Origin of the sequence: Novosphingobium sp. ERN07 (genome assembly GCF_012641335.1) — a bacterium.
GTDB lineage: Bacteria > Pseudomonadota > Alphaproteobacteria > Sphingomonadales > Sphingomonadaceae > Novosphingobium.
Genome location: NZ_JABAID010000008.1, coordinates 26794 through 40971 on the forward strand (window position 1 = coordinate 26794; position 14178 = coordinate 40971).

The 14178-nt window shown below is 64.1% G+C and carries 14 protein-coding genes; 13 read left to right on the forward strand and 1 reads right to left on the reverse strand.

Features of this window, described 5'->3' with window-relative positions:
* Nucleotides 1-22 precede the first annotated feature (22 nt).
* From motA to HGI47_RS12265, 3 genes are all read left to right on the forward strand, one after another.
* Complete coding sequence (gene motA / locus HGI47_RS12255) at nt 23-886, forward strand: flagellar motor stator protein MotA (protein ID WP_168853066.1); 864 nt, start codon at nt 23-25, stop codon at nt 884-886.
* 13 nt (nt 887-899) lie between these two features.
* Nucleotides 900-1739, forward strand: a complete 840-nt coding sequence (locus tag HGI47_RS12260) for a flagellar motor protein MotB (protein WP_168853067.1) — start codon at nt 900-902, stop codon at nt 1737-1739.
* 107 nt (nt 1740-1846) lie between these two features.
* A complete protein-coding gene (locus tag HGI47_RS12265) occupies nt 1847-3262 on the forward strand; it encodes a diguanylate cyclase domain-containing protein (RefSeq protein WP_168853068.1) in 1416 nt (471 codons plus the stop codon).
* Between the two features lie 88 nt (nt 3263-3350).
* Here the strand turns inward: HGI47_RS12265 and HGI47_RS12270 are convergent, their stop codons facing one another.
* Entirely contained in the window at nt 3351-4178 is an 828-nt protein-coding gene (locus HGI47_RS12270) for a flagellin (RefSeq protein ID WP_168853069.1), read from the reverse strand.
* 239 nt (nt 4179-4417) lie between these two features.
* Between HGI47_RS12270 and HGI47_RS12275 the strand changes: the two genes are divergently transcribed.
* The 10 genes from HGI47_RS12275 to HGI47_RS12320 are packed head-to-tail and all read left to right on the forward strand — an operon-like array spanning nt 4418 to nt 14177.
* A complete protein-coding gene (locus tag HGI47_RS12275) occupies nt 4418-5671 on the forward strand; it encodes a sigma-54-dependent Fis family transcriptional regulator (protein ID WP_168853070.1) in 1254 nt (417 codons plus the stop codon).
* Nucleotides 5668-6036 carry a flagellar hook-basal body complex protein FliE gene (gene fliE, locus HGI47_RS12280; RefSeq protein WP_168853071.1) on the forward strand — a complete coding sequence of 123 codons (369 nt, stop codon included), beginning with the start codon at nt 5668-5670 and terminating at the stop codon, nt 6034-6036. Before HGI47_RS12275 ends, fliE begins: the two co-directional genes overlap by 4 nt.
* Before the next feature lie 4 nt (nt 6037-6040).
* A complete protein-coding gene (gene fliF, locus HGI47_RS12285) occupies nt 6041-7783 on the forward strand; it encodes a flagellar basal-body MS-ring/collar protein FliF (RefSeq protein ID WP_168853072.1) in 1743 nt (580 codons plus the stop codon).
* Complete coding sequence (fliG, locus tag HGI47_RS12290) at nt 7780-8811, forward strand: flagellar motor switch protein FliG (RefSeq protein WP_370521705.1); 1032 nt, start codon at nt 7780-7782, stop codon at nt 8809-8811. The genes fliF and fliG overlap by 4 nt, the downstream gene beginning before the upstream one ends.
* Nucleotides 8804-9442 (forward strand): FliH/SctL family protein, encoded by a 639-nt coding sequence (locus HGI47_RS12295; protein ID WP_168853073.1) that lies wholly within the window; start codon nt 8804-8806, stop codon nt 9440-9442. Before fliG ends, HGI47_RS12295 begins: the two co-directional genes overlap by 8 nt.
* Nucleotides 9436-10758, forward strand: coding sequence for a FliI/YscN family ATPase (locus tag HGI47_RS12300; protein WP_168853074.1), 1323 nt, complete (start codon nt 9436-9438; stop codon nt 10756-10758). Before HGI47_RS12295 ends, HGI47_RS12300 begins: the two co-directional genes overlap by 7 nt.
* A complete protein-coding gene (locus HGI47_RS12305; RefSeq protein ID WP_168853075.1) occupies nt 10755-11186 on the forward strand; it encodes a hypothetical protein in 432 nt (143 codons plus the stop codon). Before HGI47_RS12300 ends, HGI47_RS12305 begins: the two co-directional genes overlap by 4 nt.
* A gap of 33 nt (nt 11187-11219) precedes the next feature.
* Entirely contained in the window at nt 11220-12623 is a 1404-nt protein-coding gene (locus tag HGI47_RS12310) for a hypothetical protein (protein WP_168853076.1), read from the forward strand.
* Between the two features lie 30 nt (nt 12624-12653).
* On the forward strand, nt 12654-13259 hold the full coding sequence (gene fliL, locus HGI47_RS12315; RefSeq protein ID WP_168853077.1) for a flagellar basal body-associated protein FliL: 606 nt from the start codon (nt 12654-12656) through the stop codon (nt 13257-13259).
* A 30-nt stretch (nt 13260-13289) separates the two neighbouring features.
* Nucleotides 13290-14177, forward strand: a complete 888-nt coding sequence (locus HGI47_RS12320) for a FliM/FliN family flagellar motor switch protein (protein WP_168853078.1) — start codon at nt 13290-13292, stop codon at nt 14175-14177.
* Nucleotide 14178 lies beyond the last annotated feature (1 nt).

Consider the following 14178-nt stretch of genomic DNA (forward strand, 5'->3'; position numbering starts at 1 on the left):
TTCCAGACCGGGATAGTACTTCATGTTCGTAGGTATCGGCATCGTCATCCTGCTCGCAATGGTTTTCGGCGGTTTTGCCATCACCGGCGGCGACCTCGGCCCTGTGCTGCACGCCCTGCCGCACGAAATGCTGATCATCGGCGGCGCGGCTGTGGGCGCCATCGTGACCGGCAATTCGATGCACGAATTGAAAGGTATCGGCGGCGGTTTCGGCAAGGCCTTCAAAGGGCCAAAGCACAACAAGCAGGATCACGTTGACGCCATCGTGCTGTGTACGAAGCTGATGAAGATCCTGCGCAGCGATGGCCCGGTCGCGCTGGAAAGCCACGTCACCGATCCGAAGAATTCGCCGATCTTCGCGGAATATCCGCGCCTTGTCGCCAACAAGGCGCTTACGTCTTTGATCTGCGACACGTTGACACTAATTGTTGTGTCATCGGGCACTCTTGAAGTCCACGCCGTCGAAGACGTGATGGACCACGCAATGAAAACGCACTTCCATGAGGAACACGAAGCCCAGCACGCCATCCAGGGCCTTGCCGACGCGCTGCCTGCCCTCGGCATCGTTGCGGCCGTGCTCGGCGTGGTCAAGACGATGGGCTCGATCGACAAGCCGCCCTCGATCCTTGGCGCGATGATCGGTTCGGCGCTGGTCGGCACGTTCCTTGGCATTCTGCTGGCCTACGGCATGGTCGGGCCGATTGCCGGGCGCCTCAAGCAGGTGCTGGAACAGGACGAGATGATCTATCAGGCGGTCAAGCAGGTCATCATCGCCAGCCTTCACGGTTGGCCGCAGCCACTGGTCGTTGAAAGCGCCCGCTCGGGCCTCGGCCATGCCTATCGCCCCGGCCTTTCGGAACTCCTCGACGCCCTTCGCGGCAGGTAAGGACACCTGACCGATGGCCAAGGCACCGGCAAAGGGCAAGAACGAGCCGCCCAAACCGATCATCGTCAAGAAGATCACCATCGTCGCCGGTGGCCACCACGGCGGCGCGTGGAAGGTCGCCTATGCCGACTTCGTGACCGCAATGATGGCGTTCTTCCTGCTGATGTGGCTACTCGGCGCTACCACGGAAAAGCAGCGGAAGGGCATTGCCGATTACTTCACCCCCACGCTGGTCAAAGTCCGGCAAGGCAGCGCTGGCGGCTATGGCGTGCTCGGCGGCTCCTCGCTCACCGACGCGGACGATTACCCGCACCGCGCAGGCCAGACCGGCAACAAGACGCTCACCGTTCCGCGCGATGCCACAGGCGGCCCCAAGGAAGGCGGCAGCAAGGTCAAGCGCAGCCAGGTGATGAAAGAGAAGATCGCCCAGAAGCTCGCCCAGTCCGAAAAGCTGCGCAAGCTCGCACGGCAGGTGCGCATCACCGAAACCCCCGAAGGCGTCCGTCTCGATCTAGTCGATGATGCTGATTTCTCGATGTTCCTGCTCGGCACCACGGTGCTGACCCCCGATGCCGCCGAACTTCTGCGCGCCATCGGGCAAGCCATCGCCACCGATCCCAGCCAGATCACCGTGCGCGGCCACACGGACTCGCTGCCGTGGAAGAATGGCGTGGCCAACAACTGGTCGCTTTCGGCCGGACGCGCGGAATCCACCCGTCAGGCCCTGATGCGTCAGGGCATTTCCGAACCGCGCTTCCGCCGCATCGAAGGCGTGGCCGACCGCGAACCCTTGGTGCAGAACAACCCCGCCGACCCGCGCAACCGCCGCATGTCGATCCTGCTGGCGGGCTGACGCCTCGGCATTTCCCTACGTTTTGAAACGCTTCACCGCAGCCTTTAGAAATCGTTAACGGCTTGCACGCCTACTGATCGTAAAGTCATACGATCGGAGTAAAGCCCGTGCCCCTTCTCGAAAAGCTGCTTAGCTCTGATGATCAGGGCCTGCACGATCTGGTCGAGGCGGGCAGCGCACTGTTCGATTGCCCTATGGCACTCGTCAGCGTACTCGACAATGATTGCCAGCGCTTCCTCGCCCGGCGCGGCGTCGATGTGGGCCAGACTCCGATAGAGCAGTCCTTCTGCCGCATCGCCGTGGCGCAGGACCGTCTGCTGGTGGTGCCCGACACGCATCTCGACACGCGCTTCCTTCTCAACCCGCTGGTAACCGGCGAACCCCACATTCGCTTCTACGCCGGGGCACCGATCCGCGTGTCGCAGAGCCCCGATGCTCCCGTGCAAGGCATCGGCGCGTTCTGCATCATAGACTCCAAGCCTCGCACCTTCTCCGATGCCGATAGCACGCGCCTCGTCTCCTTCGCGCGGGGCGTCGAAGCCATGCTGCAATCGCGCCTGTCCAGCCTTGCCCTGTCCGAAGACGCGGTGCTGCTCAAGGCCATGCTCGCCGACAAGGAACGCGCCGAACGGCAGTTCCGCCAAGCCGAACGCCTGACTTCAATCGGCTGCTGGCGGCTCGATCTCGCCACCGAAAAGGTGGTCTGGTCCGAAGGCATCTACGACATCTACGGCATCCCTTTCGGCGGCACACAAAATCTTGACGATGCGCTGGCTTACTACGTGCCGGAAGATCGCACCCGGCTTGAAGCCGCGCTCGATTCCGCGATACGCACCGGGGAACCCTTCGATCTCGAACTCGATCTTGTCCCCTCGTCCAGTTCGCTCAAGCGCGTGCGCGCGGTGGGTGAGCCGGAACTGGAGGATGGCCACATCACTGCTCTAATCGGCGTGCTGCAAGACGTCACCGAACGCCACCGCTCGATTACCGAACTGGATAAGCGCGCCAATACCGATGAAGTCACGCTGATCGCCAGCCGGCACAAGTTCGTGTCCTACATCGATGCCCGCGTCGACCTGGCCAAGATCTCGCGTGAACGGCTCGCGCTCATGCTGATCGATCTCGATCACTTCAAGCAGGTCAACGATACGCTGGGCCATGCCGCCGGCGACGACGTGCTGCGGGCCGTGGCGATGGTCCTGCGCTCGCCCTGGCTCAAAGGCTCGCTCGCCGCGCGCCTTGGCGGCGATGAATTTGCGCTGGTCCTGACCGATCCTGATCTGATCGAACGTTTGCCTGAGATTGCGACGACACTGGTCAAGGAACTGCGCTTCCCCCGCCGGTCGCCCGCTGGCAACTTCACCGTATCAGCCACCATCGGCTGCTCCGAACTCATCGACACCGCCGACAGCCGCCACGATCTGCTGCAACGCGCAGACCGCGCGCTGTACCGGGCAAAGGCACAGGCGCGCGGCACATTCTGGATCGACACACCACCCCGCAGTCTGGACACTGCGGCCTAAACGCGCAAAAGACCCGGCGGCCTGGGAAAGGGCCGCCGGGCAATTTGGTCCGCACCCGGTGGAGACGGGTGCGGCCCTGTACTGTGGCTTAACGCAGCAGCGACAGCACGTTCTGCTGGCTCTGGTTGGCCTGTGCGATCATCGCGGTCGATGCCTGCGAAAGGATCTGCGCCTTCGCCATCGCGGTCGTTTCCGTCGAATAGTCGGTATCCTGAATACGCGAACGTGCGTCAGACAGGTTGGTGATGTTGTCGTTCAGGTTGTTCACAACCGATTCCAGACGGTTGATGCCCGCCCCCAGCGTCGAACGTGCGTCCGAAAGATCGTCGAGCTCACCGTCGATGTTGGCCAATTCGCCGTTTGCGGCCGTGGCGGTCGAAACGTCGTACGAACCCGCAGCACCGCCCGATGCGGCCAGCGTGGTCAGGTCGGCCATCGTCAGATCGACGGTGTCGGTGCCGTTCGCGCCGGTCTGCACGGTCACGGTGGCAACGGTGCCATCGAACAGGTTCACGCCGTTGAACTTGGTGTTGGTGACGATCTGGTCGACCTGTGCGGTCAGCTCGTCAACTTCCGTCTGCATGTAGGCACGGTCGGTAGCGTCCTGATAGGTGCCCGAAGCAGACTGCACTGCCAGCTCACGAACGCGCTGCAGCATGTTGGTCACTTCGTTCAGCGCACCTTCTGCCGTCTGCGCAAGGCTGATACCGTCGTTCGAGTTGCGAACGGCCTGGCTCATGCCCTTGATCTGGGCGGTCATGCTCGTGGCAATCGCAAGGCCAGCCGCGTCGTCCTTCGCGCCGTTGATGCGCTTGCCGGTCGAGAGGCGTTCCATTGCAGTGCCGAGCATCTTGTTGGCGCTGTTGGACGAATTGGTTGCCTTGATGGCGCTGATGTTGGTGTTGATAACGGCCATAGTTCCAGTCTCCGGTTGGGTAGTGTGTCGTTCCCGAATGGACTGCCGGGCCAGAGGATCGACACGGCTGTCGGAACAAAGACCGGCAAAGTGCAGCCGGTTTTAACCCGCCGCCCGGCAAAAGACTGCCGGGTATAGGTATTGGCACTAGGGGTTTCCCTACCCCTTAAAGTTTCAACCTGTTTGTCGGTTACGCGCGAAAGATGTGGCCAGACAGGATGGTTAACAGGGGTTTCAAAATGATTCGCGATTGCGGGGTTCTGCAGTTCACCGAAGCGGCTTCGAAAGCACACCCGGCGCTGGTTCAGCGCGCGGCGTCGGTGCTTTCCAGCTACAGCAGCGAAGGCGAATGCCTTCTGGCCGACGCTTTCGAGAACGCCGCCACACCCCCGCGCAAGCAGGTCGTCCTGCTGGAGCGCGCACAGGTTCCCCAGATCGAACGGCAGAGCGGCAGCCGCGTTGCGACCGTGCGCTACACCGATGGCGCAGGCACGTCCGCCCTTGCCGCCCTGCTCGCCTGCGCGGCAAAGCCCGGCGCGCCGATTGCCGCCGATCCTGAAAGCCTGTCTGTCCTCGCCCTTGCCGAACGTATCGCCGCAACCGACATCCCCGTCCTGATCAACGGCCCCACCGGCACTGGCAAGGAAGTGCTCAGCCGCTTCATTCACGATCGCTCGGCCCGCAAGGACAAGCCGTTCATCGCCATCAATTGCGCCGCAATGCCCGAAGCCATGCTCGAAGCCCTGCTCTTTGGCCACCAGAAGGGTTCATTCACCGGTGCCAATGCCGCCAGCGAAGGCTTCTTCCGTGCGGCTGACGGCGGCACGCTGCTGCTAGATGAAATCGCGGAAATGCCGCTTACCCTTCAGGCCAAGCTCCTGCGCGCGCTGCAGGAAGGCGAAGTGGTGCCATTGGGCGCAACCCAGCCAATCAAGGTGGACGTCCGCATCATCGCCTGCGCCAACCGCGATCTGCCACTTGAGGTTGAGGAAGGCCGCTTCCGCGCCGACCTTTACTATCGCCTGAACGTCTTCCCCCTCGCCCTGCGCCCCTTGTGCGAACGGACCGACGATATTGCCCCGCTCGCTTTTGCAATGGCCCTGCGCCACGCCACGAATGCGCCGTGGATTTCGGATGCGGCGCTTGCCATGCTCGCGGCCCATGCCTGGCCCGGCAATGTGCGCGAACTGGAAAACGTCATCCGACGCGCGCTGGTCCTTGCAGGCAGCGCCCCGATGATCGGGCCTGAACATATCGCGTTCGATCGCACCACCCGCCTTGTCAGCGCGCCGGTGGCAGCGCCAGAAACTTCCGATGCAAAGCTGTCGAACATCGTCCAGATGTCCGAAGCGCGCGCGATTATCTCCACGCTGGAAGCCTGCAACGGCAGCCGCGTTGCCGCCGCACGCCAGCTCGGCATTTCCGAACGCACCTTGCGCTATCGCCTCGCCAGCTTCCGTGAAGCCGGTATCGCCGTGGGTGGTCGGCGATGAGCGGGATCAGCGGCATAGGAGGCCGCGCCTCCGGCATTCAGGACATCATGGCCCTTCGCCAGCAGATCATGGAGCGGTCGCAGCTGCTCCAGCAGGTCAAGGCGCCCGACGCAACACAAGCCACCGCTGGCACCAGCGGCCCTGCCGGCAACTTCACCGATACGCTGAAAGGCGCGCTCGATACCGTCAACGCCACGCAGAACAAATCGAGCGCCATCAGCGAAGCCTATGAAAAGGGCGAAGTGGTCGACGTCGCCAAGGTCATGTTGGCCCGGCAGGAAGCGGGTGTCGCCTTCGAAGCCACGCTGCAGGTCCGTAACAAGCTGCTGAATGCCTATCAGGACATCATGCGGATGGGAGTTTGAGTAAATGGCCGAGACTGCCGATCCTCCAGCACCTTCCACCTTCGGCGTGCTGACCGATCCCGCCGCCGGTGGTCCCGGCGCGCGGGCCAAGGCATTCCTTTCGCAGCCGCCGGTTCGCAAGATGCTGCCGTGGTTCGCAGGCGTGTCGGCGGCGGGCCTTTCCGCCGTGGTGTGGATGGCCATGTCGCCCGCGCCGCAGCGGATGCTCTACAGCCAGCTTTCCGATGGCGAACGCGCCGAAGTGATCGCCAGCCTCGAAAAGGCGGCCATCCCCTATCAGATCGACAGCACCACCGGCGCGGTCACCGTGGGCGAGGACGACCTTTATAAAGCCCGCATGGCTGCCGCATCGGATGGTGCCATCGCCACGCCCGAAACCGGCACCCAGATGCTCGACAAGCTGCCGATGGGTGCCAGCCGCGGCCTTGAGGGTCAGCGGTTGAAAGCCGCGCGCGAGCGTGAACTCGAACTGACGATGATGGAAATCGATGGCGTGGAGTCTGTCCGCGTTCATCTGGCCGAGCCGGAAAAGTCGGTCTTCGTCCGCGATAACATTGCGCCGTCCGCCTCGGTCATGGTGAAACTGAAAAGCGGACGGCAGCTTTCTGAAAGCCAGGTGCGCGCCATCGTCAATCTCGTCGCCGGATCGGTGCCGGGCCTGTCAATCGATGCCGTGCGCGTGGTCGATCAGCATGGCCGCCTGCTGTCCGAAGCGGGTGGCGTCGATGGTGACCGGCTCGAACTGCAGCAGCGCATGGAAGAAAAGCTGCGGCAGCAGGTGGCACAATTGCTGACGCCGATGCTGGGCGATGGCAATTTCTCGTCCGAGATTCAGGTCGATCTCGATATGGATCAGGTCACCTCCGCGCGCGAAAGCTATGACAAGCAGGGCGTGGTGCGGCAGGAAACCCAAAGCGCATCGAACTCGGCCAATGCCGCGCCCGCGCAGGGCGTGCCCGGCGTTACCGCCAATACTCCGCCGCCCGCCACCGTCGCACAGCCCGGCGCTCCCGCAGGCACACCGCCCGCAGCGGCCGCTCCTGCGCAGCAGAATGGCGAAAGCAGTTCGACCAAGACCTATGAACTGGGCCGCGAAGTTGCCGTGTCCAACCAGACACCGGGCAAGATCAAGCGCCTCTCGGTCGCCGTGGCTCTCAGCGCCGACATCATGGCCAAGGCCAAGCCTGCCGAGATCGAACAGATCAAGCAATTGATCAGCGCCGCAGTTGGGGCCGATACGGCGCGCGGCGATCAGGTTGCCGTGGCCGTCCGCGCGTTCAAACCTGCCGCAGTTGAACCTGCGCCCTTCTGGGAAACGCCGTGGTTCGCCACTATCCTGCGCAATGGCGTGGCGCTGCTCTCGGTCCTGCTGGTGCTGTTGCTCGGCGTGCGCCCACTGATCAAGGCGTTCAAGCGCGAACCAGCCAAGGCCGAAGCTGAAGACAACGCCGAGGGCAAGAAAAAGAAGAAGGGCAAGAAGGGCGAAGCCGCCGAGGACGAAGAGTCCGAAGAAGGCGAAGACAATGCCGAAGGCGAAGACGCCGAGAACGAAACCCCGCTGGTCACCGCGCAGGAAGTCGCCGCCGCGATCCAGCCAGCCCAGAACCCCGAAACCGGCGTGGTCGATGCCGAAGCGCTCGCCCGTCAGGTCAGCCTTGCTCAGCGCCTCGTTGTCGAAAAGCCCGACAACGCGCTGGTTGCATTGAAACAGATGCTCAAAGAGCCTGAAGAAGAAGGTGCCGCATGAGCGAGATGACAGACATCCTCAGCGAAGAAGCGCAGATTTCCGATCCCGAACGCGCCGCCGTGATGGTGATGCTGCTGGAAGACGATCAGGCCGCGCATATCCTGTCGCAACTTGAACCTGCCGAACTGCGCCTTCTGGGCGAAAAGATGTGCGCGCTGGGCGAAATCGGCCCCGTCGCCATCGCGCAGGCCATCGCGGGCTTTGTCGAAAAGACCGAACGGCTCGGCCTGATCGCACATGATCGCGTCGGGCAAGTGCGCTCGCTGATGACCCGCGCTGTGGGCGAAGTGAAGGCCGACAGCCTGATGCAGCGCATCCTGCCGGATGATCCCTCGCGCACGCCGACCATCGAGCTTGCCCGCTGGCTGACGCCGCAGGTAATCGTCCCGCTGATCCGCGATGAACATCCGCAGGCAATTGCCGTGCTGCTGGTCCAACTCGACCCCGAAGTGGCCGCAGCCGTGCTGCACGCCCTGCCCGAAGAAATTCAGGGCCAGGTCGTCCACCGCATCGCCTCGCTCGGCCCGGTCGCGCCCGAAGCCATTGCCATGCTTGAAGAAATGCTCGACCGGCGCATTGCCGAATGCCACGGATCGGCCGCGCTTTCGATGGGCGGCCCGCGCGAGGCGGCAGACATCATTAACGCATCGGCCCGCACGGTCGAAAAGCGCGTCATGCCCGAAATCGCCAAGGCGGACCGCCAGCTCGCCAAGGCTATCGAGAACGAGATGTTCAAGTTCGAACACCTCTATGTCCTCGATGACAAGTCGATGGGCGCGCTGCTGCGCGAGGTGGACAGCGATGCGCTGATCGCCGCGCTGAAGGGCATTGCCGAAGAATTGCGCGAACCGTTCTTCCGCTCGATGTCGGCCCGCGCCGCCGATGGTATCCGCGATGAAATCGCCGCGCGTGGTCGCATGAAGATGGCCGAAGTTATCGAAGCGCAGAAGGCCATGATCGCCGCCGCCCGCCGTCTCTCTGCCGAGGGCGTCATTGTCTTCGGGGCAGGCGATGATGACTATGTCTGAACCCCTGCGCGCGGTTTCCCTGGCAGACCTCGGACGGGTATCCTCAGGCTTTGCGCACGACCGCCGCTTCTTCCCGGATCTGATGATTTCCGAAGTGCACCTAGATGCACCTAGCGCGCACCTAAACGCACCAGACGACACCGAAGAAGCAGCAGAAGTATCTGATCCGCTGGCAGAAAAGTGGGCCGAAGGATACGCGCGCGGCATGGGCGACGCGCAGGAAGCCGCAGCCCAAATCATCGCCGAACAGGAAGCCGCGCGAAGCAAGATCGAACTCGCTCTATCGCGCCTGGACGCGGCCATGCAGTCCGACCTGAAAGACCGCCTGCGTGAAACCGTGATCGCCCTGTGCGAATCCGCCATCGCGCCCGCCGCGCTCGACCCTCACGGCCTCACCCGCCGCGTCGAAGTTGCCGCCGCAATGCTCGCCCGCGCCGAGGATGCGCGCGTGATCCGCCTGCACCCCGAAGATCTGGCGCTTATCGCGGCGCGATTGCCGGAAGACTGGCACTTCGAACCCGACGCTTCGCTCGAACGCGGCTCGGTGCGCGTCGAAGGCGCGAGCGGCGGGGTTGAGGATGGTCCGGAGCAGTGGCGCAAGTCCATCGAGGAAGCGCTGCGGCAATGTTGAAACTGATCGAACCGCTGCTGGATGGTATGGCGCTATGCGGGCCGGACTTCACCCCGCCGCGCTATGGCCTACTGGCCGCCTGCGATGGCGGAATGCTTGAAGTTTCAGGGCTTTCCGTGCCCATCGGCACGCAGTGCCGTATCGCGCATGGTGCCGGATCACTGACCGCCGAGACCATCGGTTTCCGCAACGGGCGCACTTTGATGATGCTGCTGGGCGATCCCGTGCTGCTGCGCCCCGGCGCAAAGGTCCGCCCCGAAGGCCGTCCCGGCATGGTCCCGGTGGGCGAGGCGTTCCTTGGCCGCGCGGTGGATGGCGAAGGCAAGCCAATCGACGGGCGCGGCCCCATCAACAGTCGCCGCGAATGGCCCGCTGGCGGCGTGCGCGCTGCCGCGCTGGACCGGTCCCCGGTACGCGAAAGTTTCGACACCGGCGTGCGCGCGCTCAACGCACTGACCACCTTCGGCATCGGCCAGCGCATCGGCATCATGGCCGGATCGGGCGTGGGCAAATCCGTGCTTCTCGACATGATCGCGCACGGGGCCGAAGCCGAGATCGTGATCGTTGGCCTGATTGGCGAACGCGCGCGCGAAGTGTCTGATTTTGTTGAACGGCACATGCAGGGATCGAAGCGCGAACGGTCGGTCATCGTTGCCGTACCTGCCGACCATGCGCCCAACTTGCGCATCCGGGGCGCAATGATGGCCACTGCCCTTGCCGAGTATTTCCGCGCGCAAGGCAAGCGCGTGCTGCTGATCATGGACAGCCTGACGCGCGTGGCCCACGCGGGCCGCGAGATTGCGCTGTTGCTGGGCGAACCCGGCGCGGCGCGCGGCTATCCGCCATCGGCGCTCGCCACGATCACCAAGCTGGTGGAGCGGGCAGGCAATTCAGCCGAAAGCGGCGGTTCGGTGACGGGGCTTTACACCGTGCTGGCCGATGGCGACAACCAGGACGATCCGGTGGTCGATACCGCACGTTCAATCCTGGATGGCCACATCGTGCTATCACGCGATCTGGCGCAGCGCGGACAATATCCCGCGATAGACATTGCCGCATCGCTGAGCCGCGTGATGAACGACATCACCGCGCCCGATCACCAGAAAGCTGCGCGCACTTTCCGCGCGCTGGTAGCAAGTTACGAGGCCAACCGCGATCTGGTGCTGATGGGTGCCTATCGCGCCGGGGCCGACCCGCAGCTTGACCGTGCAATCACCATGCACGACGCGCTGACCGGCTTCATCAGCCAGCCGCAGCGTGAGATTGTGCCGATGGCGCAGTCCGTAACCGCGCTGACGCAGTTGATCGGGCCGTGAAGGCCGAACGCGCGCGACTGGCCCGGCTGAAGCGGCTGGAGCGCATTCGCGACATCGCGCGCCAGACCGCACTGGCCGAGGCAGGCAAGGCCGAAGGCACGCTGGCGCAACTGCAAGGTCTGGTCGAACGCACCAGCCGCCTCTCTGCCGACTATTCCGCCCGCACCGACGCGCGCGACGCACATGGGCTGCAGCAATTGCGGCACTTCATTGCCGGGCTGGACCGCATCACCACCGGCACCCGCGCCGATGCCGAAGCGGCCAAGCGTATTGCCGATGCCAAGGCCCAGGAAGCCGCCGCAGCCGAACGCCGCCGCGCCGCCGTGGAAGAGCGGGCCGAAGCGCAGGAGCGCCTGATCGCCCGCAAGATCGCATCAGGGGCAATACCTACGACCGGCAAGAAGCCATCTGGCACGGGTCTTGAATAAACAGGGTTAACGCACACGCCGGAGACCCTTGCAATGGCCGACATCTCTGCCCTTTCCCTGCAAACAGCGCTGACGCCGGTGGCCCTGCCCACCGCTGTGGCTCCGCTGGAAAACGCCGGAAATGCAGGAGAACCCGGCACCGCAACCCCGCCCGCCAGCTTTGATGCGCTGCTGACCCTTCAGGCCGCAGCGCAAACGGCAACACCGGAAACGGCAAACCCGATCTTGCCGGAAAGCGGCAAGACTTTGCCGGATGCGGCAATTGCCGTTGCCGCCCTGCCGCTGGCAAACGTGCAGTTGGCCAACGTACCGCAGGCAGCCCTGCCGAAAATCGACACCAGCCGCGCCACAACCAATGCCCAAACCGCAGATGGTGCTGAAGCCGATCCGCTGGCTGAACTGGCCGACGAGAGCGCCGCATCGCCCGACGGCAGCGCCGAAGTTGCACCGCAGCCCGACATCGCGCTCTTCGCCGCAATCTTTGCCGCGCCCGAACGGCTTGCCACCGCTGCCCGGCCGGCTGACACGACCAGTGCTGCCATCACCCAAGCGCAACCTGCCGCAACGCCAGTGCCTGTGGCCAGCAGCGCGCCCGCCACGACACCTGCCGCAGTCGCCGTGGCCATCGCCAGCACCGCGCAGATCGAACTGGTTCCCACTGCTCGCACAATCGCCACGCCGGTCGCGGTTTCGGTTGCCGGCCCATCTGCCGAGGTGGAGGTGGAGGCGGCCGCCGCCGTCGCGCCAGAAACCATAGCCATAGCCGCCCCGGTCGCGGCACAAGCCTCCCGCTCTGCACCTTCCACGCAGAACGCCGCGCCGATGGCAAGCGATGTTCCCGCCGCCATCGCCGCGCACGTAACTACGCCTCGCAAGCAGGCCGCTCCCGACGCTGCGGCACCACAGCTGCCCGACAGCGCAACGCCAACCTCAATCGTGGCTGAAGCGCCGGTTCAGACCGACGTTCAACCCGTCAGCGGCGCTGCCCGCAGCGAAGCCAAGGCCGACCGCATCGATTTTGCCACGCTGGTCGATACGCTGGCCCGCGCCCGCGAAGAGGCTTCGCCACGCACGGTGAACGTGGCGGTGACCAACACCGATTTCGGGCGCGTCTCCATGCGCTTTGACAGCACCGACACCGGCTTGGCCGTTGCAATGAGCAGTGCCGATCCCGGCTTTGCCCGCGCAATAAGCGCCAGCGCCGATGCAGCCGCCACATCGTCGGACACGCGCGGCCAAAGCCAATCGCAAAGCCAGCAATTCCAGGGTGACGCCCGTGCGCAAGCGAGCGATGCCAATGCGCAGCGTCACAACCAGAACCAGCAGGGCCAACAGCACACCGCGCGCGGCGACGCACGGCCAGCTTCCGGCACGCCGACCTCGACCCACCGCGACATCGACGCCGACAAGACCGGCGCCAGCGGCATTTACGCTTGATCCTGACATTCCCATTCTGAAAGAGCGACCATGAGCGACAAAGGCGACAAGGAAGACAAGCCCAAGAAGAAAAAGGGCGGCGGCATGATGATGAAAGTCGTCGGTGCGATTGCCCTGTTGGGCGTTGGTGGCGGCGGCGTGTTTGGCCTCGTTACTGCTGGCGTGATCGGCGGCGGCGGTCCGCATGAAGTAATCAAGGTGGACAACAACCCCAAGCTGATCCGTAAAGGCGAGGAAGACCCCTATGCCCCCGTTGCCAAGGAAGGCGAAGGCGAGGGCGGCGGCGCTGGCGAAACGGATGGCGACGGCGGCAGCGAGTTCCGCACCGTCTATTACAACTTCCCCGAAGACTTCACGTCGAACCTGCGCAACTCCGATGCGCTGCTGCAGGTGAACCTGTCTGCCAGCACGCGCCGCGATTATCGCGTGGTGCTGTGGATGAAGAAGCACGAACTGGCGATCCGGTCGGCGCTGCTCATCGCCATCGCCGACACCCCAGAAGAAGACGTGATCAGCCCGGACGGCAAGGGCCGCCTGCAAAAGCGCCTGACTGCCACGATCAACAAAGTCCTGACCGAGAACGAAGGCTTTGGCGGCGTGGAGAACGTCTACTTCAAGTCCTTCATCGTCCAGTAAAAACCCGCGATCTCAAGGCCACCTGCACCCATGAAACCAGAACGCGCCTTCATTGCCGAACGTGCCATCGCGCAGCACGATACGGCGCTGCTGCGCCCCGGCCCGGATGCGACGGAGCTTGTGCCCGCGCTGGCGCGGATGAGCGAACGTCTGGCCAAGGCGGTGCGCGGTGCGCTTTCTCCGCTGCTGGGCGGTGCAGAACCTCAGATCAACCCTGCCAAGCCGATGAAGACCGATTTTGACGATTTCTGTTCGGAAATTCCGCGTCTTGCCGCCAACAGCCTGATGCAGATCGGCAGCGCCCCGTTCATGGTCAGCATCGAGGGTGAAAGCGTTTTGCGGCTGGTGGACCGCGCCTTTGGCGGCCCCGGCGATACGCCCGGATCGCTGCCCAAGGAATTCCCGCTCTCAGCCGAACTGATGATCGGGCGGATCGAACAACTGATTGCGACCTGCCTTGCGGTGGCGCTTGGTGGCAGCGGCGGTGCCATTCGCGCGGTGCGCCGCGATGCCAGCCTTTCGCAATTGCAGGCCATGCCGGGCAGCACGCCGGTGGCGGCGCTGACGCTGAATGTGCTGGAACAGGGCCGGATGCCCTGGGTTGTTTCCGTCGCTTTCCCGATGGACACGCTGGCCCAGATGTTCGCGCATGGCGAAAGCAAACGCCCCGCCAAGGCCTCACGCGGCCCGGCCAAGCCCACCGACGCGCCCTTTGCCGATCTGCCGATCGACCTCAGCGCCGTGCTGGTGGACATGAAACTGCCGCTGGCCACCATTTCGGCGCTGCGCGTGGGACAAGTCCTTTCGGTGCCGATTGCCCGCAACGTGCCGCTGCGGGTCGGCGACAAGACTTACGCCACCGGCACCATCGGCGCGCTCGAAGATCGCGTCGCCATCCAGATCAACCAGCTTTCCTGAT